Annotated in this window: 22 protein-coding genes; 20 read left to right on the top strand and 2 right to left on the bottom strand. The window is 47.3% G+C overall.

Annotated elements, in window-relative coordinates; translation table 11 throughout:
* Positions 1 to 121 precede the first annotated feature (121 nt).
* From rimP to ACESZH_RS08060, 13 genes are all read left to right on the top strand, one after another.
* Positions 122 to 586 carry a ribosome maturation factor RimP gene (rimP, locus tag ACESZH_RS08120; protein ID WP_373214197.1) on the top strand — a complete coding sequence of 155 codons (465 nt, stop codon included), beginning with the start codon at positions 122 to 124 and terminating at the stop codon, positions 584 to 586.
* A gap of 22 nt (positions 587 to 608) precedes the next feature.
* Positions 609 to 1,823, top strand: a complete 1,215-nt coding sequence (gene nusA / locus ACESZH_RS08115) for a transcription termination factor NusA (protein WP_373214195.1) — start codon at positions 609 to 611, stop codon at positions 1,821 to 1,823.
* Positions 1,807 to 2,085 (top strand): RNase P modulator RnpM, encoded by a 279-nt coding sequence (gene rnpM, locus ACESZH_RS08110; RefSeq protein ID WP_373214229.1) that lies wholly within the window; start codon positions 1,807 to 1,809, stop codon positions 2,083 to 2,085. Before nusA ends, rnpM begins: the two co-directional genes overlap by 17 nt.
* Entirely contained in the window at positions 2,072 to 2,380 is a 309-nt protein-coding gene (locus ACESZH_RS08105; RefSeq protein ID WP_373214193.1) for a L7Ae/L30e/S12e/Gadd45 family ribosomal protein, read from the top strand. The genes rnpM and ACESZH_RS08105 overlap by 14 nt, the downstream gene beginning before the upstream one ends.
* Before the next feature lie 50 nt (positions 2,381 to 2,430).
* The gene (gene infB / locus ACESZH_RS08100; protein WP_373214191.1) at positions 2,431 to 5,415 is read left to right on the top strand and encodes a translation initiation factor IF-2; all 2,985 of its coding nucleotides are present in this window, start codon (positions 2,431 to 2,433) and stop codon (positions 5,413 to 5,415) included.
* 13 nt (positions 5,416 to 5,428) lie between these two features.
* The gene (rbfA, locus tag ACESZH_RS08095; protein ID WP_373214189.1) at positions 5,429 to 5,836 is read left to right on the top strand and encodes a 30S ribosome-binding factor RbfA; all 408 of its coding nucleotides are present in this window, start codon (positions 5,429 to 5,431) and stop codon (positions 5,834 to 5,836) included.
* A gap of 12 nt (positions 5,837 to 5,848) precedes the next feature.
* Entirely contained in the window at positions 5,849 to 6,811 is a 963-nt protein-coding gene (locus ACESZH_RS08090; RefSeq protein ID WP_373214187.1) for a bifunctional oligoribonuclease/PAP phosphatase NrnA, read from the top strand.
* Positions 6,811 to 7,701: a tRNA pseudouridine(55) synthase TruB gene (gene truB, locus ACESZH_RS08085; protein WP_373214185.1), complete on the top strand. Its 891-nt coding sequence runs from the start codon at positions 6,811 to 6,813 to the stop codon at positions 7,699 to 7,701. The genes ACESZH_RS08090 and truB overlap by 1 nt, the downstream gene beginning before the upstream one ends.
* 58 nt (positions 7,702 to 7,759) lie before the next feature.
* On the top strand, positions 7,760 to 8,668 hold the full coding sequence (gene ribF, locus ACESZH_RS08080; RefSeq protein WP_373214183.1) for a riboflavin biosynthesis protein RibF: 909 nt from the start codon (positions 7,760 to 7,762) through the stop codon (positions 8,666 to 8,668).
* Between the two features lie 110 nt (positions 8,669 to 8,778).
* Positions 8,779 to 10,443: a Na/Pi cotransporter family protein gene (locus ACESZH_RS08075; RefSeq protein ID WP_373214181.1), complete on the top strand. Its 1,665-nt coding sequence runs from the start codon at positions 8,779 to 8,781 to the stop codon at positions 10,441 to 10,443.
* A gap of 153 nt (positions 10,444 to 10,596) precedes the next feature.
* On the top strand, positions 10,597 to 10,863 hold the full coding sequence (gene rpsO, locus ACESZH_RS08070) for a 30S ribosomal protein S15 (RefSeq protein WP_373214179.1): 267 nt from the start codon (positions 10,597 to 10,599) through the stop codon (positions 10,861 to 10,863).
* A 187-nt stretch (positions 10,864 to 11,050) separates the two neighbouring features.
* Complete coding sequence (locus ACESZH_RS08065; protein ID WP_373214177.1) at positions 11,051 to 13,144, top strand: polyribonucleotide nucleotidyltransferase; 2,094 nt, start codon at positions 11,051 to 11,053, stop codon at positions 13,142 to 13,144.
* Between the two features lie 101 nt (positions 13,145 to 13,245).
* The gene (locus tag ACESZH_RS08060) at positions 13,246 to 13,761 is read left to right on the top strand and encodes a deoxyuridine 5'-triphosphate nucleotidohydrolase (RefSeq protein ID WP_373214175.1); all 516 of its coding nucleotides are present in this window, start codon (positions 13,246 to 13,248) and stop codon (positions 13,759 to 13,761) included.
* Between the two features lie 92 nt (positions 13,762 to 13,853).
* On the opposite strand, the gene ACESZH_RS08055 is transcribed toward ACESZH_RS08060, so the two are convergent.
* Positions 13,854 to 14,243: a DUF1292 domain-containing protein gene (locus ACESZH_RS08055; protein ID WP_373214173.1), complete on the bottom strand. Its 390-nt coding sequence runs from the start codon at positions 14,241 to 14,243 to the stop codon at positions 13,854 to 13,856.
* A 261-nt stretch (positions 14,244 to 14,504) separates the two neighbouring features.
* A complete protein-coding gene (locus ACESZH_RS08050) occupies positions 14,505 to 15,671 on the bottom strand; it encodes a cation:proton antiporter (RefSeq protein WP_373214172.1) in 1,167 nt (388 codons plus the stop codon).
* Between the two features lie 232 nt (positions 15,672 to 15,903).
* Between ACESZH_RS08050 and ACESZH_RS08045 the strand changes: the two genes are divergently transcribed.
* The 7 genes from ACESZH_RS08045 (at position 15,904) to asrB (ending at position 23,398) form a co-directional block, all read left to right on the top strand.
* Entirely contained in the window at positions 15,904 to 16,659 is a 756-nt protein-coding gene (locus ACESZH_RS08045; RefSeq protein WP_373214170.1) for an exodeoxyribonuclease III, read from the top strand.
* Between the two features lie 18 nt (positions 16,660 to 16,677).
* Positions 16,678 to 18,585 carry a Type II secretory pathway, pullulanase PulA and related glycosidase gene (locus tag ACESZH_RS08040; RefSeq protein WP_373214168.1) on the top strand — a complete coding sequence of 636 codons (1,908 nt, stop codon included), beginning with the start codon at positions 16,678 to 16,680 and terminating at the stop codon, positions 18,583 to 18,585.
* Positions 18,545 to 19,177 carry a DUF5662 family protein gene (locus ACESZH_RS08035; RefSeq protein ID WP_373214166.1) on the top strand — a complete coding sequence of 211 codons (633 nt, stop codon included), beginning with the start codon at positions 18,545 to 18,547 and terminating at the stop codon, positions 19,175 to 19,177. Before ACESZH_RS08040 ends, ACESZH_RS08035 begins: the two co-directional genes overlap by 41 nt.
* Before the next feature lie 51 nt (positions 19,178 to 19,228).
* Positions 19,229 to 20,764: a sodium/proline symporter PutP gene (putP, locus tag ACESZH_RS08030; protein WP_373214164.1), complete on the top strand. Its 1,536-nt coding sequence runs from the start codon at positions 19,229 to 19,231 to the stop codon at positions 20,762 to 20,764.
* A 43-nt stretch (positions 20,765 to 20,807) separates the two neighbouring features.
* Positions 20,808 to 21,503, top strand: a complete 696-nt coding sequence (locus ACESZH_RS08025) for a Crp/Fnr family transcriptional regulator (protein WP_373214163.1) — start codon at positions 20,808 to 20,810, stop codon at positions 21,501 to 21,503.
* A gap of 111 nt (positions 21,504 to 21,614) precedes the next feature.
* Positions 21,615 to 22,610, top strand: coding sequence for an anaerobic sulfite reductase subunit AsrA (gene asrA, locus ACESZH_RS08020; protein ID WP_373214161.1), 996 nt, complete (start codon positions 21,615 to 21,617; stop codon positions 22,608 to 22,610).
* Positions 22,607 to 23,398, top strand: a complete 792-nt coding sequence (gene asrB / locus ACESZH_RS08015; RefSeq protein ID WP_373214160.1) for an anaerobic sulfite reductase subunit AsrB — start codon at positions 22,607 to 22,609, stop codon at positions 23,396 to 23,398. Before asrA ends, asrB begins: the two co-directional genes overlap by 4 nt.
* The last annotated feature ends 3 nt before the right edge of the window (positions 23,399 to 23,401 follow it).

Here is a 23,401-nt window from a genome sequence, read left to right as displayed (position 1 = left end):
CCTCTTGCATTTCCAATGTATTGGTGCTAGAATAAGAGAAACTTAGAACTTGTTGGCATAGGAGTGGGTATTAGCCCACTCCTATTTGCTGATATAAGGGAATGAAAGGCAGGTGGGAAAAATGAGCAGACGAGAGGAATACGAAAAGAAGGCAGAGGAATTGCTCTTGCCCATAGTGGAAGGACAGGGCTTTGAGCTTGTGGATGTGGAATATGTAAAGGAAGCAGGAAACTGGTATCTGCGCGGCTACATTGACAAGCCAGGCGGCATCACGGTAAACGACTGCGAAGCAGTGAGCAGGGTATTCAGCGACAGGCTTGATGAGAAGGACTTTATAGAAGACAGCTACGTTATGGAGATCAGCTCTCCGGGACTGGACAGACCGCTGAAAAAAGAAAAAGATTTTGCCAGAAGCGTAGGAAAATCAGTGGAGATCCGCACCTACCGGCCAATCGAAAAACAAAAAGAGTTTTGCGGCGTACTGACCGCATATGATAGTAACAGTGTGACGATTGAGGAGGATGGAGTGCCGAGAACCTTTGAGAAAAAGGAAATTGCCTTGATCCGTTTGGCTATCGAGTTTTAAAAATCAGGAGGAAAAGAGAAAAATGAACAGAGAGTTAATGGAAGCGCTGGATACTCTGGAAAAAGAAAAAAACATCAGCAAGGATACGCTTCTGGAAGCAATTGAGCAGTCCTTGATCCAGGCTTGCAAGAACCATTTCGGCAAAGCAGACAACGTGCATGTGAGCATTGATCCGGAAACATGTGATTTTGGCGTATATGCAGACCGTACCGTTGTAGAATATGTAGATGACCCGGCAGAGGAGATTTCCCTGGTGGAGGCTCAGAAGGTGAACACCAACGCGGAGATCGGCGATATTATCAAGGTACAGATCCACTCCGACAAATTCGGACGTATTGCTACCCAGAATGCCAAAAACGTGATCCTCCAGAAGATCCGCGAGGAAGAGCGCAAGGTTCTCTATGACCAGTATTACGGCATTGAGAAAGAGGTGGTTACCGGTATCGTACAGCGTGTCATGGGCAGAAATGTCAGCATCAACCTTGGAAAAGCCGATGCGATCCTCAGCGAAAACGAGCAGGTAAAGGGCGAAAGCTTCAAGCCTACCGAGCGTATTAAGGTATACATCCTGGAGGTTAAGGACACGCCAAAAGGACCGCGTATTCTGGTATCCAGGACACATCCGGGACTTGTAAAGCGTCTCTTTGAAACTGAGGTGACAGAGGTACAGGAGGGTACGGTAGAGATCAAGAGCATTGCCCGCGAGGCAGGGTCCCGTACAAAGATCGCAGTTGCCAGCAACGACCCGAACGTAGACCCGGTAGGCGCATGTGTAGGAGTCAACGGTTCCCGTGTGGGAGCAATCGTTAATGAGCTTCGCGGAGAAAAGATCGACATCATCAACTGGGATGAAAACCCGGCGATCCTGATCGAAAACGCTTTAAGCCCCGCTAAGGTCATTGCAGTTATGGCAGACCCGGATGACAAGACCGCTCTTGTAGTGGTTCCGGATTACCAGCTTTCTCTTGCCATCGGCAAGGAAGGACAGAACGCACGCCTGGCAGCCCGCCTGACCGGCTTTAAGATCGACATCAAGAGTGAGACACAGGCAAGAGAGTCCGGAGACTTCTACGACTATGATGAGGACGAGGACGAATACTACGATGATGAGTATGAAGAAGGCGGCTATGAGGAAACTGGTGATTACGAGGAAGGCGAAGCTGCCGACTCCATGGAAGAGCTTCCATTAACAGAGGAAGAACTTGCGGTTGAAGAAAATTATGAAGGCGAAGAGTAAGATCCCCATGCGCCAGTGTACTGGCTGCAGGGAAATGAAAAATAAAAAGGAAATGATCAGGATATTGAAGACCCCGGAGGATGAGATCGTTCTTGACGCAACAGGAAAGAAAAACGGACGCGGCGCATATCTCTGTCCATCTGGAGAATGTCTGGCAAAGGCCAGAAAAAACCACGGACTGGAACGCTCCCTGAAGGCAGCCATCCCGGATGAGGTTTTCGAGACTCTTGAGAAGGAGTTAAACGCGATTGAACAACAATAAAGCACTATCTTTGATAGGACTTGCCACAAAAGCGGGAAAAACCGTGAGCGGCGAATTTTCAACGGAGAAATCCGTAAAGACAGGAAAAGGGTTTTTAGTTCTGGTTGCAGAGGATGCCTCTGATAATACGAAAAAGAAATTCCGGAATATGTGTACCTTCTACGAAGTTCCGTTATATTTCCTTTCTGACAAAGAAGCTCTGGGCAGGGCAATGGGAAAAGAATTCCGTGCAAGCCTGGCGGTTCAGGATGAAAATTTTGCGAAAGCGATCATGAAAGTACTGGAGGAAAGATAAAAAGCGAAGTTAGCTTAAACAGGAATTTTGGTAAGAAGGAGGTATGGCATATGGATACGATCAGAGTCCATGAGCTTGCCAAAGAGCTTGGAAAGCAGAACAGAGAAGTTATTGAGTTTTTAAAGGCAAAAGGGGTGGATGTAAAGAGCCACATGAGCAATTTGTCACAGCCCCAGGCAGCCTTGGTAAGAGAAAAATATAAAGATACGGGAAAGGAGAAAAGTAAAGCATTGGATACTCCTAAGACAGAAGAACAGAAAGTAACACCGAAGAACGACGCTGAGAAAGCAGCAGAGGCGCCGAAAAAGAAGAAAAATATCATTCGTGTATATCACGCACAGAATGCCAGCGATGGCGGAAAGAATAGAAAACGACCGGCAGGAGAGAGAAAGCCCCGTCCACAGGGAAGCGCCCAGGGACAGAGCCGTCCGGCACAGCCGCGTCCAGCACAGGCAAAACCGCCTGTTAAGCCTCAGGAGGCAAAAGCACAGGAGCCAAAGCCGCAGGAGATGAAAGCGCAGGAGACGAAGGTACAGGAGGTCAGAAAAGAGACTGCCGTACAGCAGCCGAAGCCGCAGGCAGCGCCGGTGCAGCCAAAAACCACAGCACCGGTACAGCCAAAAACCGCAGCAACGGCACAGGGAAACCAGAGTGCAGCACCGGCAAGAAGCGCAGGAGCTGCTTCTCAGCCAGCGCGTGAGCAGAGAGATAACCGGAATACAGACAGAAGAGGCGACCGTCAGAGCCGTCCGGTCAGAAATTCTGATGGTGGAAACAGACCTTTCAGAAACTCTGATGGAGGAAACCGCCAGCCCAGAACAAACGATGGAAACCGTCCGGTACGTCAGGGTGACGGAAACGGACGCCCGTCACGTCAGGGTGACAGCAGAAACGACAGCAGGACCCCAAGATTTGGTCAGAACAGAAGCCAGGGTCAGGGCGGCCAGGGCAGATTTGACAACAGGAATGACAGCCGCGATAACAGAAACGAAGGCAGAAGCGATAACCGTTTCGGCGGACAGAACCGTCAGGGCCAGCGTCAGGGAAGCAGAAGAAGCAGCGGAGGCGGAGAGGCCTTGTTTACACCGGAGCTGACCAAGACTTCCAAGGACAGCAAGCGCGAGCGTGACAGAGAGAATAAGAATAAGAAAAAAGATTTTGATAAGAGCAGCGTAGGCGGACATAACAGACCAAACCAGGGCAATCACAAGCAGAGCCCCAGACTTCCAAAGGCTTTGCAGAAGATGGTTCCGCAGCCTAAGCAGGAAGAAAAGAAGATCGAGGTAAAGGAGATCACCATTCCTGAGAAGCTGACCATCCGTGAGCTTGCCGAGGCTATGAAGGTACAGCCGTCCGTGATCATAAAGAAGCTTTTCATGCAGGGTCAGATGGTAACGGTAAACCACGAGATCGACTTCGAGAAGGCAGAAGAGATCGCAATGGAGTTTGACATCATTGCCGAGAAGGAAGAAAAAGTGGATGTGATCGAGGAGCTTCTGAAGGAGGAAGAGGAGGATGAGTCCACTCTGACAGCAAGACCTCCTGTAGTCTGTGTTATGGGTCATGTTGACCATGGTAAGACATCCCTTCTGGATGCGATCCGTAATACAAATGTTACCAGAGGCGAGGCCGGCGGTATTACCCAGCACATCGGTGCTTATGTGGTGGATATCAACGATCAGAAGATCACCTTCCTGGATACTCCGGGACATGAGGCGTTTACCGCTATGCGTATGCGTGGCGCAAATGCTACCGACATCGCAGTTTTAGTAGTGGCTGCCGATGACGGCGTAATGCCTCAGACTGTTGAGGCAATCAGCCATGCAAAGGCAGCAGGTGTAGAGATTATCGTTGCCATCAATAAGATCGATAAGCCAAGCGCCAATGTGGAGAGGGTAAAACAGGAGCTTTCCGAGTATGAACTGATTCCTGAGGATTGGGGCGGAAGCACTGCTTTTGTACCGGTATCCGCAAAGACCGGCGAGGGTATTGAAGACCTCCTGGAAATGATCCTTCTGACAGCCGAGGTGTGTGAGCTGAAAGCGAACCCTGACCGTGCAGCAAGAGGTCTTGTGATCGAGGCTCAGCTTGATAAAGGAAAAGGTCCTGTTGCCACCATCCTTGTACAGAAGGGTACCCTTCATGTAGGTGATTTCATTGCCGCAGGCGCTTGCAGCGGTAAAGTACGTGCCATGATGGATGATAAGGGACGCCGTGTGAAAGAGGCAGGCCCATCCACTCCTGTTGAGATCCTGGGACTTGGAGACGTGCCGAACGCAGGAGAGGTTCTTATGTCCTTTGAAAATGACAAAGAGGCAAAGAACTTTGCAGGAGCCTTTGTTTCTGAGAATAAAAACCGTCTGCTGGAGGAGACTAAGAGTAAGCTTTCCCTGGATAATCTCTTTGACCAGATCCAGGCCAGCGATCTGAAAGAGCTTCCGATCATTGTAAAAGCAGACGTGCAGGGTTCTGTGGAGGCAGTAAAACAGAGCCTTGTGAAGCTTTCCAACGACGAGGTTGTGGTACGTGTGATCCACGGCGGCGTAGGGGCCATCAATGAGTCTGACGTCAGCCTGGCAGCTACTTCCAATGCCATTGTCATTGGCTTTAATGTCCGCCCGGATACGACGGCAAAACAGCTTGCTGAGCAGGAAGGCGTGGATTTACGTCTGTACAGAGTCATCTACCAGGCAATCGAAGATGTGGAGGCTGCCATGAAGGGTATGCTTGACCCGGTATTCGAGGAAAAGGTGATCGGTCATGCGGAAGTGCGTCAGATCTTCAAGGCATCCGGCGTTGGAACCATCGCAGGAAGCTATATTCTGGACGGTATTTTCCAGAGAAACTGCAAGATCCGTATTTCCAGAGAGGGCGAGCAGATCTACGAGGGCGAGCTTGCATCCTTAAAGCGATTCAAGGATGATGTAAAAGAAGTAAAAGCCGGCTATGAGTGCGGTCTTGTATTTAACGATTTTAACGATGTAAAAGAAGAAGATCAGGTAGAAGCATATATCATGGTGGAAGTGCCAAGATAGGAGAAAAGCATAAATGAGGAAAAACAGTATCAAGAATACGCGGATCAACGGAGAAGTACAGAAGGAATTGAGCAGCATCATCCGTAATGAGATCAAGGATCCGCGAATTCATCCCATGACATCTGTAATGGCAGTGGAGGTAGCACCGGATTTAAAGACCTGCAAGGCGTTTATCAGCGTCTTTGGAGGTCAGGAGGCAAAGGAAGACACCATTCGGGGTCTGAAAAGCGCCGAGGGCTACATCCGCCGTCAGCTCGCCAGAAATCTGAACCTTCGCAACACACCGGAAATCAGATTTATTCTGGACGAGTCCATTGAGTATGGAGTCAACATGTCGAAGCTGATTGATGATGTAATGAGCGATATAAAAACAGAGGATGCACTCCAGGAGGAGGACTCTGAGGCAGAGGACGAAGAATAACGAGGTGAAGGAATGGAAAGAATCGAAGAGATACTGGAGGGTGTAAAGACAATGGGCATTGCAGGCCACATCCGTCCCGATGGGGACTGTGTGGGCTCCTGCATGGCTTTATATCTTTACATCAAAGAGTGGTACCCGCAGATCCAGGTGGATGTCTATCTGGATAATCCAAAACCTGAATTTGCTTATATTGACCGCATGGATGAGGTGAAAACAGAGGCGGAGGGAGACAAGACCTACGATCTGTTTGTGACCTGCGACGTAAGTGCCCGGGATCGCCTTGCTGTTGCGGAGGATTATTTTGAAAAAGCAAAAAAGACAGCATGTATTGACCATCATGTGAGCAATAAGGGCTTTGCTCAGATCAATCATATCCGGGGCGATATCAGCTCCAATTGTGAGGTGCTTTACGGCCTTTTGGATCCGGATAGGGTGAATCTGAGCATTGCAACTGCTGTGTATACGGGAATGGCTCATGATACAGGGGTATTCCAGTATTCGTCCACCTCACCGGACACCATGCGGATCGCAGCGAAGCTGATGGAAACAGGATTAAATTTCAGTAAGATCATTGACGAATCCTTTTATCAGAAGACATATATCCAGAATCAGATCATGGGCCGTGTTCTGGCCGAGAGCATCATGCTTTTGGATGGAAAATGTATCGTAGGTTATCTGAAAAGAAGAGATATGGTTTTCTACGGCGTTGAAGGAAAGGATCTGGATGGTATTGTCAGCCAGCTCCGTCTCACCCAGGGCGTGGAGGTAGCCATGTTCCTTTACGAAGTGGAGAGCCAGGTATTTAAGGTATCCCTCCGCTCCAACGGACGGGTGGATGTGAGCAAAATCGCGGTTTATTTCGGCGGCGGAGGACATATGAGAGCAGCAGGATGTGATCTGTCCGGTTCCGTATATGATGTGATCAATAATATTTCCGAACAAATTGAGAAACAGCTTCTGGGAAATAATGCGTGATGGGAAATTTTAACGGAATTATTGTAATTTATAAAGAAAAAGGCTGGACCTCCTTTGATGTGGTTGCCAGACTCAGGAGAATCCTTGGTATGAAAAAGATCGGACATACGGGAACTCTTGACCCGGAGGCCCAGGGGGTACTCCCGGTCGCCCTGGGAAAAGGAACAAAGCTGGTGGATATGCTGACGGACAAGGACAAGACCTATGAGGCGGTTTTGCGTCTGGGCATTGACACAGATACTCAGGATATGACGGGAAGTGTACTTACAGAAAAAGAGGTGCGGGTTTCAGAGGAAGAAGTGCGCACTGTTATAGAAAGCTTTATAGGAGAGCAGATGCAGATCCCTCCCATGTATTCCGCTTTAAAGGTAGGCGGGAAAAAGCTCTACGAGCTGGCAAGGGAGGGACAGGTGGTAGAAAGAAAGCCGCGTCCTGTCTGCTTCCATGAAATACAGATACTGGAGATGAAGCTGCCGTTGGTGCGCTTTTTGGTGACCTGCAGCAAGGGAACTTATATCAGGACACTATGCCATGACATTGGAGAAAAGCTGGGCTGCGGAGGCTGTATGGAATCTCTCCTTCGTACAAGAGTCGGAAAGTTTACACTGCAGGATTGTCTGACGCTGGAACAGGTGGAGAATGCCGTATCAGAGGGGAACATTGAAAGCAGGATTTTTTCAATTGAAGAAACACTGGGAGATTATCCCCGCCTACTGTGCAGACCTGAGGGGGACAGACTTCTTTCAAACGGCAATCCCATGCCTGAGGGACTCATGCAGAGCCAGTATAAAGAAGGCTGTGTGCGCATGTGCGCAAGCAGCGGACTTTTTGCGGGCATTTTTAAATGGGATATAAAAAAAGAACGGTATTATCCGGTGAAAATGTTCTGACAGAAAATCGCTCCGGGAGAAGGCTTTTGCTCTTTCGGACAGGCATTAGGAGAAACATATGGAATACCTGAAAATAGACGGAGAATTTCCGAGACTTTCAAACTGTGCAGTTACAATGGGAAAATTTGACGGCATTCACCGGGGACACAGAAAGCTGGTGGAAAAGATCCTTGAGCGCAAGGCGCTTGGAGAGCAGGCAGTGGTTTTTGCCTTTGATGTGTCCAGCAGCATGATCCTGACCGGAGAAGAGCGTGCACACCTGCTGGAAAGCATGGGAGTGGATGTGCTCATAGAGTGCCCTTTAAACGACCAGATCAGGCATATGAAAGCAGAAAGCTTTGTCCGGGAAATCCTCATCGGGGATTTTCATGCCGCTTATGTGGCGGTAGGGGAGGATAACCGTTTTGGGTTTGAGAGAAAAGGAACCCCGGCGCTTCTTCGGGAGATGGGGCAAAAGTATGGTTTCGAAACAGAGATACTTTCAAAGGAGATGGATGGTCATCGCAAAATCAGCAGCACCTACATCCGGGAGGAACTGAAAAAAGGAAATATGGAAAAGATCACTTCTCTTTTGGGAATGGATTACCTGGTTGACGGAGTGGTGGAGCATGGACGGGGACTGGGAAGAAAAATGCTGCTTCCCACGACCAATGTGGTTCCGGCAAAGAATAAGCTGATGCCGCCAAACGGCGTGTATGTCACGGTTTCCAGATTTGGAAGCCAGATTTTCCAGGGCATTACCAATGTGGGATATAAACCTACGATCGGGGAAGCATTTGTGGGAGTTGAGACATATCTTTTTGATTGTGATGAAGACCTGTATGGAGAAAGCTGCCAGGTATATTTTAAGCATTTTTTGCGGCCGGAACAGAAATTTTCATCCCTGGAAGCTCTGAAAAGCCAGCTTCTGAGAGATGCAGAGGCAGGCAGGTCATTTTTTGCCGCTGAAAATAATTTCCCGAAATAGCGGTAGACAAAACGAAAAATATCATATATAGTAAAAGTGTACGCTTTTTTGTTAAAAAATAGTAAAGAAAAAGTGAATTATAGGTAAAATACAAGGGAGATAATTGAGCAATGGCAGAGATTATACTTGGTTTAATGGGAGGTTTAGGTCTTTTCCTGTATGGTATGAAGCTGATGAGCGACAGCCTGGAAAAGGCGGCAGGTGCCAAGATGCGAAGCATTCTGGAGTTCTTTACCAAAACTCCCCTCAGAGGAATCCTGGTAGGAACCTTTTTTACGGCAATCATCCAGTCCTCCAGCGCCGCTACAGTTATGGTTGTCAGCTTTGTTAATTCAGGGCTGATGAATCTGTATCAGGCAGCAGGCGTTATCATGGGTGCCAATATCGGTACCACAGTAACGTCTCAGTTGATTTCTTTTAACCTTTCCGCATTGGCTCCGGCTATTGTTATGGCAGGCGTCATTATGGTCATGTTCAGTAAAAAGATCAAGATTCAGCGGGTAGGCGAGGTTTTGCTGGGATTTGGTATCCTGTTCATGGGACTGACGACCATGTCATCCTCCATGTCCGTACTGAAGGAATCACCGCAGGTTGTGGAGGTTATGGGTTCCCTTACAAATCCAATCCTGGCGGTTCTGGTAGGAATGGTGGTTACAGCGGTGCTCCAAAGCTCATCCGCTACGGTTGGTATCGTCCTTTTGCTTGCAAACCAGGGACTTCTTGATATCCGTATCTGCTTCTTTATCATTTTAGGCTGCAACATCGGAGCCTGTGTATCAGCGCTCCTGGCAGGATTAAACGGAAAACGCGATGCAAAGAGAGCATCTCTGATCCATCTGCTGTTTAATATTATCGGTACCATTATCATGTTTGCTGCCCTGATGATCGCGCTGGAGCCGATCACACATTTTATCCAGGCTATTTCCGGTAATAGTCCGGGACGTGAGGTGGCAAACGCACATACTCTGATCAAGATCGTTGAGGTTGTGCTTCTTGCTCCGTTTAACAAGCAGATCGTGAAGCTTACCGGCCTGTTTGTCCGCGGCGACGAGAAAAAGGCTGGAGAGGGCTTTCAGCTTCAGTTTATTGGCGCCAAGTCCGTCTTTTCCCCGACTACGGCAGTGTTTGATGCAACCAGAGAAATGGAGCGCATGGGACATATGGCGATCACCAATCTGGAACGTGCTATGAATGCTCTTATCACTCTTGATGAAGATGATATCAAAGAGGTTTATGAGGTGGAGAAGCAGATTGATTTCCTGAACCATGAAATTACCAATTATCTGGTGAAGGTGAATGAAACCACGCTTCCCACGGATGACGCAAAAAGTATGGGCGGCCTGTTCCATGTGGTGAACGATATTGAGCGTATCGGCGACCATGCGGAAAACATTGCGGATGCCGCGATCTCCAGACAGGAGCAGAATATTGATTTCAGCGAACAGGCAAAACGGGAGCTTTCCGGTATGCTTGATATGGTTATCAAAGTGACTACATACGCATTGGATATGTTCTCTCACAACAATCAGGAGCATATGCAGGAGATCCTGGACCTGGAGGATAAGGTGGATCAGGCGGAGCGGGATCTTCAGGAATCCCACATCCAGCGTCTTACAAGAGGCGAGTGTACTGCAAGTGCAGGTATGATGTATTCTGATATTATTTCCGGTCTGGAGCGTGTGTCTGACCATGCTACCAACATTGCGTTCTCGCTTCTGGACGATGATCCAATCGAGCAGCAGAAGGAACAGCGGGCGCAGGCAGCAGGGCATTAATTTTAGTTGAAATTTGATGAAAAAATTGTTTACAGAAAAGTTCTGGTATGCTATACTAGGCAAGGTGTGAAAATAGCCCATGTTCAGGGGTTGGAGACTCCGACCGTCTCTTAATATGCGGCGTTACCAAAAAATTTAAGGAGGATTTGAAACATGATTTCAAAAGAAAAAAAAGCAGCCATTATGAAAGAGTATGCAAGAAGCGAGGGTGATACCGGTTCACCGGAGGTACAGGTAGCAATCCTGACCGCCAGGATCCAGGAGCTTACCGAGCATTTACAGAACAACCACAAAGACCATCATTCCAGACGCGGTCTGCTGAAAATGGTAGGTCAGAGACGTGGACTGTTAGCTTATTTAAAGAAAACAGACATCGAAAGATACCGTGCACTGATTGAAAAATTAGGCTTAAGAAAATAATTGGTATGCGGAGGGGCGGATATCCATCCGCCCCTTTTTTGAAAGCTGAACAGCAGAAGTTATTTCCGAGACTACTGAAAAGCCTGTTTATGCGGGCATAAAGCGTCAGATAAACAGGTTTTTCAGTTGTTTCGGGCTTCTGTTTTCATGTTCATAATATTATTTAAGAAAGAAAAGGAGAAAAGACATGTACAAAAGTTATTCCATGGATTTAGCTGGAAGAACGCTTACCGTAGATATCGGTCGTGTGGCAAAACAGGCCAACGGTGCAGCTCTGATGCACTACGGCGACACCACCGTACTGGCTACCGCAACAGCATCAAAGGCACCGAGAGAGGGGATTGACTTTTTCCCGTTAAGTGTTGAGTATGAGGAGAAAATGTACGCCGTGGGAAAGATTCCAGGCGGATTCAATAAGAGAGAGGGTAAGGCAAGCGAGCATGCGATCCTGACCTCCCGTGTGATCGACAGACCGATGCGTCCTCTGTTTCCTAAGGATTACAGAAACGATGTAACACTGGTAGATATGGTTATGTCCGTAGACCCGGAATGCAATCCTGAGATTCCGGCTATGCTGGGTTCCTCCATTGCCACCTGTATTTCCGATATCCCCTTTGACGGTCCCTGTGCTACTACTCAGGTGGGACTGATCGACGGAGAGTTTATCATCAATCCGACCCTGGCTCAGAAGGATATTTCCGATCTGCAGCTTACTGTTGCTTCCACCAGAGATAAGGTCATCATGATCGAGGCCGGCGCGAATGAGGTACCGGAAGCAAAAATGATCGAGGCTATTTACAAGGCTCATGAGGTAAACCAGGAGATCATTCAGTTTATTGATAAGATCGTGGCAGAGTGCGGAAAAGAAAAGCACGCATATGAATCCTGTGCTGTTCCGGAAGAACTGTTTGAGGCTATCAAGAAGATCGTACCTCCGGAAGAAATGGAGGTTGCAGTTTTCTCCGATGATAAGCAGACAAGAGAGAACAACATCGCAGCAGTGACAGAAAAGTTGAAAGAAGCCTTTGCTGATAATGAAGAGTGGCTTGCTGTTCTTGGCGAGGCTGTTTACCAGTACCAGAAAAAGACTGTCCGCAAGATGATCTTAAAAGACCACAAGCGTCCGGATGGACGTGAGATCAAACAGATCCGTCCGCTTGCAGCAGAGGTTGACATTATCCCGAGAGTACACGGCTCCGCTATGTTTACACGCGGACAGACCCAGATCTGTACCGTCACCACTCTGGCACCCCTTGCTGAGGCACAGAGACTGGACGGCCTGGATGAGTTTGAGACATCAAAGAGATATATGCACCACTACAATTTCCCGTCCTACTCCGTAGGAGAGACAAAACCGTCCAGAGGACCGGGACGCCGTGAGATCGGTCATGGCGCACTGGCAGAGAGAGCACTTGTTCCGGTACTGCCAAGCGAGGAGGAGTTCCCATATGCGATCCGTACCGTATCTGAGACTTTTGAGTCAAATGGTTCTACCTCACAGGCAAGTATCTGCGCTTCTACTATGTCTCTGGAAGCAGCAGGTGTGCCGATCAAGAAGCCGGTTGCCGGTATTTCCTGTGGTCTGGTAACAGGCGACACAGACGATGACTATATCGTGCTGACTGATATCCAGGGCCTGGAGGACTTCTTCGGTGATATGGACTTCAAGGTTGCCGGTACCCACGATGGTATCACTGCAATCCAGATGGATATCAAGATCCACGGTCTTACAAGACAGATCGTAGAGGAGGCAATTGCCCGTACGAAGGAAGCCAGAGAATATATCCTTACAGAAGTAATTGAGAAATGTATTGACGGACCTCGCGAGACCGTAGGCAAATATGCGCCGAAGATCATCCAGATCCAGATTGATCCGCAGAAGATCGGTGATGTTGTGGGACAGAGAGGAAAGACCATCAATACCATTATCGAGCGCACAGGTGTGAAGATCGACATTACAGATGAGGGAGCTGTTTCCATCTGCGGTGTGGAAGATAAAGCAATGCAGGAAGCAAAACGCATGGTTGAGATCATTGCCACTGATTTTGAGCAGGGTCAGATCCTTACCGGACGTGTAGTAAGCATTAAGGAGTTCGGTGCATTCATCGAGTTTGCTCCCGGAAAAGAGGGAATGGTTCACATTTCCAAGATCTGCAAAGAGAGAATCAACCGGGTGGAGGATGTCCTGACACTTGGTGATAAAGTAACGGTTGTTTGCCTTGGCAAAGACAAGATGGGAAGAATGAGCTTCAGCATCAAGGATGTACCTGCTGAGAAATAATTGACCCGAAGCGCGATTACCGAAAAAATAAAATAACCTGGAATGCCGGACAGATCATGCCCGGCATTCTTTCGTAATTTGCACGGAAGAAAGGAGAGCCTATGAAACGAATCGGAAAATTTCATAAGGTAAGTTGGGAACGTTTTGCAGAAGACTGGAAGGATACCTTTGGGGAGACTTCGGAGGAAGAACTGCAGAAAATCTATGCGGAAATCAAACTGCCGAGACGGGCCACTGCCGGAAGCGCAGGATATGATTTTTTTGCCCCTGTGGAGTTTACACTGGAACCGGGAAAAACTGTAAAAATTCCAACGGGGATCCGTGTTGAGATGGAGCAGGGATGGGTGCTGAAATGCTATCCCAGAAGCGGGCTTGGTTTCAAATACCGTTTACAGTTTAACAATACTGTTGGGATCATTGACAGCGATTACTTTTACTCAGACAACGAAGGCCATATTTTTGCAAAGCTTACCAATGATACCAATGAAGGAAAAACTGTGACAATTCCCGCCGGAACCGGCTTTGCCCAGGGAATTTTTGTAGAATACGGAATTACGGTAGATGATGATGTGACAGACATCCGAAACGGCGGCCTTGGAAGCACCACAGGAAAGTAAAATACCCCGCAGCAATAAATAAAAAACGGGAAGAACTTACCCCATAAGCTCTTCCCGCTTTTTTATTCCATTTTACAAACATCTGTTGGCCCTTATACCAGCGGTTCGCCTGCTTCCTCCGCCTCACGGGCATTCTGGAGAACTGTGTCAAAGGCAATCGCAGCCTTCTGGTACTCTTCGTCATCCTCTATGTTAGCAAGCATCGGATCCCCGTTTTCAGTACGGCTGAAAGCATAGAGATAAACCTCACCACTCTCATTCTGCCCATTTTCATCCAAAGGAAGAAGCGCAATATACTCCTTTGCATCCACCGGAAAAACTGTCAGGATGGCGCATTCCACCTCCGTATCGTCCTCCATGGTAAGGGTAATCGTACTATGCTGCTCTGCTGAACCGCAGCCCCCTCCACAAGATGCACAATCACTAGGACTACAACCCCCAGTAGTACCGCAGCTTCCATTGCAATCACATGTATCGCTCATAAAATTTCCTCACTTTTCTCTAAAATTCTACTATTTCCTACTAAGTTCATGCCGCCCTGCATTCCCTAAGCATCCCCATTGTATCAGAACCCGCCAAGGAAAGCAATCCCAATCCATATGTTATCTAATCTTCGTCTATAAATTCCCACAGATTTCCACCCAACCGCCCTACCACTCCCAAAAACCAACCGCCTTCAAGCGGGCCAAAAGGGGGAGCGCGAGGGGGAATGCGGCCTTCGCTCTCCGAGCTTTCCCCCTCGCCTACTTCCTACTGTACAAAACCTTCAACAAAATCGGCGTAGCAATCGAGGACACCAGGATCAGCAAGATAACCGCTGTAAAATATTTCGACTGGATCATGCCCACCTGCAGTCCCTTCTGTGCCACGATCAGGGCAACTTCGCCGCGGGTCATCATACCCACGCCGATCTTCAGAGCATCCGAACCCTTAAAGCCCAGAACCTTGGACATAAGCCCGCATCCAATGATTTTGGTAATAAGTCCCACTGCCACAAAAAGAATACAGAACAGAAGCAGGGACGGAGTTATCTGGTCAATATTTGTCTTTAAGCCGATGCTGGCAAAAAATACAGGCGCAAACAGCATGTAAGAGCTGACATCCACTTTTCTGGCTATGTACTCGGAGTCATCGATACTGCACAGTATGATACCTGCCACATAAGCTCCGGTAATGTCCGCAATACCAAAAAACTTCTCTGCCACATATGCCATTGCAAAAGCAAGTACGAATCCGAAAATAGGGATACGTCTTGTATGAGGATATAACTGATCCAGCCATTTGAAAATGCGGTAAATGATCATACCCAGCACAAGAGCCAGTACAAAAAACAGTACGGTATTGATGATCACGGACGCTGGCTTTGTCTCCGGATCTTTCATTCCGATCACAAAGGTGAGTACGATAATGCCGATCACATCGTCAATGATCGCCGCACTCATAATAGTCGTTCCGGTTTCAGATCTCAGATATCCAAGCTCCTTTAAGGAAGCTACTGTAATGCTGACAGAAGTGGCGGTAAGGATAACACCTGTAAAAACTGCGGAATAAAACTGGCTGGAGCCATTTGGGGCAAAGCCATAGTAGCAGCTATGAAGCAGGTATCCGCCCAGCAGTGGTACAAATACACCGGCACACGCAATAAGAAGCGCTTTCCAGCCTGTTTTCATCAGGTCTGACAGGCTTGTCTCCAATCCGGCAAAGAACATCAGCAGTACAACACCGATTTCCGCCATGCCGCTGATCAGCTCTGTCTGCTGTACAAGACCAAGCACACAGGGACCAATGAGAAGACCGGCCAAAATCTCGCCTACGACCTGGGGTGCCTTCAGTTTCGCAGCCAAAAGTCCGCACAGTTTGGCTGATATCAGGATGATCGCCAGGTCCTTAAAAATTACATAAGTTTCCATCTTTCGTTCCCCCTCGTATATGAGAAAAATCAGAATACTTTTTACAGGGCAATTATAGCACCGACATTTTGGATGTGCAAGTAAATGAAAAAGATCGGCTGACAGCCGTAATTGTTGATATTGACGGAAAAAGCTGAAAAGAAGGTTTTAGGTTAGAAAAAAGTATGATATAATATGAACACTTGATGAGCACAAGCCGCAAGCGCATAAATAAAAAAGATTGGAGGTCCATATGAAGCTTATATCATGGAATGTGAATGGCATCAGAGCTTGCCTGACAAAAGGCTTTGAAGAAAGTTTTCGCGGTCTGGATGCCGATATTTTCTGCCTTCAGGAGACAAAGTGTCAGGAAAATCAGGTGAAGCTGGACTTGCCGGGATATTATCAGTATTGGAATTATGCAAACAGAAAGGGCTATTCCGGGACTGCCGTCTTTACAAGAGAAGAACCCGTATCCGTATCATACGGAATTGGAATATCAGAGCATGATAAGGAGGGGCGTGTGATCACCCTCGAGATGAAGGATTTTTACCTGGTGACCGTGTACACCCCAAATTCCCAGAGTGAACTGAAGCGTTTGGCCTACCGGATGGAGTGGGAGCGGGATTTCCTTTCCTATCTCCTGAAGCTGCAGGAAAAGAAGCCGGTGATCTGCTGCGGGGACTTCAATGTGGCACATCAGGAAATTGACCTGAAAAATCCAAAAACGAATCGAAACAATGCCGGTTTTACCGATGAGGAGCGTGCCTGCTTTACAGAAGTATTGAACAGCGGATTTATTGATACTTTCCGGTATTTTTATCCTGATGAGACAGGAATTTACTCCTGGTGGTCCTACCGTTTCAAAGCCAGGGAAAAGAACGCCGGATGGAGGATTGACTATTTTATCACATCTCCATCTTTAAAAGAGCGTCTGAAGGATGCAAAAATCCATACGGAGATCATGGGATCAGACCATTGCCCTGTGGAACTGGAATTAATAGACTGACATAAGGAGGGCTTTCAAATGACAAATCAGAAAAATGCCAGAATCCAATCCCGACCGGGATATCCGCTGGTATTAGGAGCAAACAGAATCGGGGAAGACTATAATTTCTGCGTGGAGACACAGGATGAGGACTGTGTTTCCATTCTGCTGTACAAGAAGCAGGGAAAGGAACCGTTTTTGGAGATCCCTCTGACAGAAGAACACAGGACAGGACGGATTTATTCTGTTCTTCTTACCGGCATTGATCCAAAGAAGTACGAATATAATTTCAAGATCAATGGCAAAATCTGTGCAGATCCCTGTGCTTACAGTATTTTGGGAAAGGGGCACTATGGCGCAGAGGCGGGAACTGATGAGCACAAGATCCGCTGCGGTTTTCTCATAGATGAAGCATATGACTGGGAAGATGATGTACAGCCGGGAATTTCCTATGAAGATATGATCCTTTACAAGGTTCATGTGAGAGGATATACGAAGCTTGCAAAAATAGAAGCAAAAAAGAAGGGAACCTTTGCCGGGCTTGTGGAGATGATTCCCTACTGGAAGGAGCTTGGGATCAATGCCGTTGAGCTGATGCCTGCCTGTGAGTATATGGAGGTGGAAGCGCACAAGAAGCAGGATTCTATGGTTTCACCGCGCCGGAAAGAGGGGATGTTGAATTACTGGGGGTATACCCGTGGATTTTACCTTGCGCCGAAAAGCTCATATTGTGCCACAAAAAATCCGGAGAATGAATTTCGGGATATGGTGAAAGCATTCCACAAAGCCGGGATTGCCTGCATTATGGAACTGTTTTTCACAAAGGAGGTCAATCCGCTTACCGCTCTGCGCACTTTGCAGTTCTGGAAACGGTATTATCATGTGGACGGTTTCCATATCCTGGGAGAAGGTGCGCCGGTTGAGATGATCCTGAAAGACGGAATCCTGGCAGATACGCTGGTCATGGCGGCAGGAATGGATACAGGAGCGGTTTATCACGGAAAAACTCCAAAAAAGAAATGCTTTGGTGAATATAATCCGGGATTTCTTCAGGATATGCGCCGCTTTTTAAAGAGCGATGAAGAAATGGTCCGGACGGTACAGTACAGGATCCGTCGTAATCCGGCTGACTTTGCAGTGATCAACTATATGACCTGTCAGGACGGTTTTACCATGAATGATCTGGTATCCTATAACTATAAGCACAATGAAGAAAATGGCGAGGACAATATGGACGGAAGCAGCTACAATTATTCCTGGAACTGCGGCGTTGAAGGTCCCAGCAGAAAGGCAGCTATCCGTCTGCTTCGGGAACGTCAGATCAGAAATGCTTTTGTCATGATGCTTTTTTCTCAGGGCGTGCCTATGATATACGGCGGCGATGAGATCGGAAATTCCCAGAACGGAAATAATAACGCTTACTGTCAGGATAATCCGGTTGGATGGATCGACTGGAAGGGGCTTAAGAAGAATGAAAAGCTTTTGGCATTTGTAAAAAAAGCGATTCAGTTCCGTAAAGACCATCCCATCCTTCATATGAAGGAGGAGATGAAGGAGACGGACTATCTGGCAAACGGTTTTCCGGATATGTCATTCCACGGGGAGCGGGCATGGTACTGTAATTCTGAGAATACGAGCCGGCTTTTGGGTGTGATGTACTGCGGGGCTTATGCAGAAAAATCCGATGGGACACCGGATGATTTTATTTATATCGGCTTTAATTTTCACTGGGAAAACAGAAAGATCGCCCTTCCAAACCTTCCGGACGGTATGGTATGGAAGAAGGTCATGGATACCGGTGAAGCAGACGGTTTTTGTACGGAACCGTCAGAAGGGTTCAAAAAATCCGTTGAGATCAGCCCGCGCACGATCGTGGTACTCATGGGAAGACAGGAGGTAGAAACAGATGCACCCGTGGCTTCACTTCAAAACGATCACAAAGCATAAACTTATGGTGATGCGCTACTGTTTTAAGATTGGACTATATAAACAGGGGCTGCTTCACGATCTGTCAAAATACAGCCCTGCTGAATTTCTGGTGGGCTGCCGGTATTATCAGGGAAACAGAAGCCCTAATAATGCGGAGCGGGAGGACATAGGAGTATCCACCGCGTGGCTTCATCACAAGGGAAGGAACCGTCACCATTACGAGCATTGGGTGGATTACTGTCTGGACGGTGAGCATGTGATCATGGGGGCACAGATGCCCAGAAAATATGTGGCAGAGATGGTGATGGACCGTATCAGTGCATCCCGTACCTATTTGGGTGATGCTTATAATAACAAACAGCCTTTGGAGTATTATCTGAAAAGCAAAGAAAAACTCTGGTTTGTACACCCACAGACAAAGAAGGAGCTGGAGGGACTTCTGCGTATTCTGTATAACTGCGGCGAAGAAAAGGCATTGTGGTATATTAAAAATATATATCTGAAAAAGGGGAAAAAGCATTCTCCTCTGAGAAAAAGGCAGATTGCACAAAGAGTTATGGCAAAGAAAAGGAAAGTTGAACAAAATACGTGTTGCAATCATGTACTATAATGTGGTAAAGTAATAAAGATTATTTTACTTTTTTTAAGAGGAGGAGAGATTTTGAGTGGAACAACATTGATCATTCTGGCTGCATTTGCTGTTTACCTGCTTATCATGATAGCGATTGGTGCAGTCTATATGAAAAAAACAGCAAGCTCTGAGGATTATTTCCTGGGAGGACGAGGACTGAACGGCTGGGTGGCTGCTCTTTCCGCTCAGGCATCGGATATGAGCGGATGGCTTCTCATGGGACTTCCCGGTTCAATCTATGCCTTTGGTACAGGGCAGGTATGGATTGCAGTGGGACTGTTTATCGGTACGGTTTGTAACTGGGTATTTATCTCCGGCAGACTCCGTAAATACACCATTGCAGCAAACAACTCCCTGACCATTCCGGCTTACTTTGAAAACCGTTTTCGGGATAAAAAGAAGATTCTTCTTCTGATCTCATCCATTGTGATCGTAGTCTTTTTCCTGGTATATACCGCTTCCGCGCTGGCAGCGGGAGGAAAACTGTTTACTACCATATTTGGAATTAACTACCATGTGGCTCTGGCAATCGGTGCTGCAGTTATTCTGTGCTATACCTTCATGGGCGGCTTTATGGCTGTCTGTGTGACAGACTTTGTACAGGGATTTCTGATGCTGATCGGACTGCTGGTGGTTCCTATTGTGGCATATATGATGCTTCCGGGAAATCTTACAGAGCTGATCAATGAGAGCGGTGCTGTGGGCGGCGCAGCGGCATTTATGAATCCGTTTCAGAATGGCGACCGTCCGTATACCTTTGTGGAAATCTTTTCACAGCTCGCGTGGGGCTTTGGCTACTGCGGAATGCCGCATATTCTGACACGCTTCATGGCAGTAAAGAACGAAAAAGAGCTGAAAAAATCCTGGGCTATTGCAATTGTTTGGGATATTCTTTCTCTGGGCACTGCAGTCGTGATCGGAGTTGTGGGACGTGCTTTCCTGCTTCCTGTTATTCTGGGAGAAAACGGAACTGCTTCCTCCGAGAGCGTATTTATTGAGATGATCCGTAAGCTGTTTACGGAGGAGCTGGCGCTTCCGTTTATCGGCGGCATTTTCCTCTGCGGAATCCTGGCTGCCATTATGTCCACCGCGGATTCACAGCTTCTGGTAACGGCGTCTGCCGTTTCAGAGGACTTGTATCACAATTATGTAAATAAGGATGCGGACTCCAAGGAGATTCTTCGCGTGAGCCGTGTTACCGTTATTGTGATCGCGGTTATTGCCTTTTTCATTGCATGGGATCCGGACAGCAGCATTATGGGGCTTGTTTCCAATGCCTGGGCAGGGCTTGGTTCCGCTTTCGGTCCTATCGTGGTCATGTCGCTGTTCTGGAAAAGAACGAATCTGCCGGGCGCTGTGGCTGGTATAGTAAGCGGCGGTCTTACGGTCATTATCTGGGATTACATACCGTTGGTCGGCGGACAGACACTTGGAGCTGTTACAGGACTTTATTCACTGGCAGTCGGCTTTTTGTTAAGCCTGCTCTGTATTGTGGTTGTCAGCCTTGCTACAAAGGCTCCGTCAAAGGAAATTACAGATGAATTCGATCGTGTAAAAGCCATGTAGCATAGGATTGGGGCCTCCGGATAAATCAAAGAAGGAGTATACCATGCAGGGAAAAAACGAATTATACAGGTTGAGTTTTTTTCTGAATGTAACGCCGAAAACCCTGGAAAAGCTTTGGAGTGCAGGAAGCATAAAGCAATTTCCCAGAGGGCACATTCTGATGAGGGCAAGGGACAAGGTTGATCAGGTATATATCCAACTGTCCGGAAAGTCCATGGTTTACAATCTGACGCATACGGGAAGAAGAAAGATCATTTTCATATATGGAGAGGGTGCTCTTCTCAATGAACATATGCTGTATGAACATGCGGCCTCGCTGTTTTGCGAAACTTTGGAAAAAAGCAGCATATTTGCGGTATCCAAGAAGCTTTTCCAGAAATGTATGGAGGAGGACTTTACACTTACCAGCGCTGTGCTGAAGCAGCAGGAGTGGAGACTCTGGCGGATGGGACATCAACTGAAGAATACCCTGGGAAGCGTTGGTATGAAACAGAAGCTGGCTGCAAAGCTCTGGAAGCTGTCCAGAGATTTTGGAATCCAAAGGCCGGATGGCGTTGAGATTGATCTGAATCTGTCTGTTACTATGCTGGCAGATATGTTAGGGGCATCCCGGGAAAATACATCCAGGCTGTGCAGTGAGCTGGTTGATCTGGGGCTTCTGAAGATACAGAAAAGGAGAATTACCATTACGGACCAGGAGAAAATAGCGGATTTTTATAAGACTGGTAAAATGGAATGAAAATATGAAGAGATTAAAAGAATTCTGTGATGAAAATCACAGAATTCTTTTTGCGTTTTTTGATAAAGTAAGGTCAGCAAAAAAATCAGAACGAGAGAGAAAGGAGTCGTTATGGGATATCAATTATCAAAAACGGAAGCCGGGCAGATGTTCCACAATTGGACGGAAAAGTATGAGGTATTTGCACCGAGGCTGATGGAAGGGGAGGGGTGTTTCTCTGATACGGATATTATCCGGTATGGAAAGGTCACTTCTCTCGATGAGATCGAATGGGTGAAAAAATCAGATTATTCATTTAAAGAAGTCCTGCTGGCGATCAATGAGACTTTGTTTTACTTTACGGAAGATCAGACAACCGTTCCGAAGGGACCGGAAAAGGATATTCTGATTTTCCTGCGCGCATGTGATCTTCATGCAGTCAGACGTCTGGATGAAATTTATCTGAGAAACGGCTTTGAAGACTTCTATTATGCAAGAGTGCGGGAACGCGCCAAATTCATCCTTATGGGATGCAGCAAAACCTGCGAGTCCGGCTTCTGTGTCAGCATGGGAACCAATCAGGCGGACAATTACGATGCCTATCTGAAGGCTGACGGGGAACAGGTTTATGTGGATATCAAATGCAGCGAGCTGGAAGAAACCGTAACAGCAGGTACTAAGGCAGAGGTACATCCCGACTATGTAACGGAAAATAAAGAAAAGGTCACACTTCCCAAAAATCTTTCCAATGAAAGCTTTACCAAAGAAATATGGAAAGAATATGGGACACGCTGTATCGGCTGCGGTCGCTGTAATTTCGTCTGTCCCACCTGCACCTGCTTTACTATGCAGGATATTTTCTATAAGGATAACCCCAAAGTGGGAGAGAGACGCCGTGTATGGGCTTCCTGCCAGGTGGACGGATATACAGATATGGCCGGAGGGCACGGCTTCCGTCAGAGCCAGGGAGACAGGATGCGGTTTAAGGTAATGCACAAAATCTATGATTACGAGAAACGTTTTGGATACCCGATGTGCGTAGGCTGCGGTCGCTGTGATGATGTATGCCCGGAATATATCTCATACGCAAACTGTGTCAACCGATTAGCAAAGGAGGAAGAAGCATGAGAAACGAATATATTCCTCAGTTATCAACCATTAAAGAAGTGATAAAACATACAGACCTGGAATATACGTTCCGTATGGAGTTTGACGGAGAGGTAAAGCCAGGACAGTTTTTTGAAATCTCCATACCGAAATATGGGGAGGCACCTATTTCTGTCAGCGGCATTGGGGATGGAACTGTGGATTTTACCATCCGTCGGGTAGGAAAAGTCACCAATGAAATTTTTGAAAACTACGCAGGCGACCGCCTTTTTATCCGCGGACCTTATGGAAACGGTTTTGACATAGAGAATTATAAAGGCAGGGAGCTGGTAGTCGTTGCGGGGGGTACCGGACTTTCTCCTGTGCGGGGCGTGGTAGATTACTTTGCACATCATACAGAGGAAGCCGTGAACACCACCTTGATCGCAGGCTTTAAATCACCAAAGGACGTATTGTTTAAAGATGATTTTACCTTCTGGAAGGAGCAGATCCAGGTGCTCCAGACCGTTGATACCGCGCCGGAAGGCTATGATGGACCAGTGGGAATGGTTACAAAATACATTCCGGACCTGAAATTTGAAAATATAGAGAATACGGCATTTATCTGTGTAGGACCGCCGATCATGATAAAATTCACAGTAATGGAAATACTGAAACTGGGAGTGCCGGAAGAGAATATCTGGATATCACATGAACGGAAGATGTGCTGCGGCCTTGGAAAATGCGGGCACTGTAAGATCGGCTCCACCTATATCTGTCTGGATGGACCGGTATTTAACTATGTAGACGGAAAAGAACTGATCGATTAGGAG

Source organism: Ruminococcus sp. 5_1_39BFAA (assembly GCF_964240875.1).
In the GTDB taxonomy this organism is placed as follows: domain Bacteria; phylum Bacillota; class Clostridia; order Lachnospirales; family Lachnospiraceae; genus Blautia_A.
Note: the sequence above shows the minus strand (reverse complement) of the source record. Positions and strands in the feature narration are given on the sequence as shown.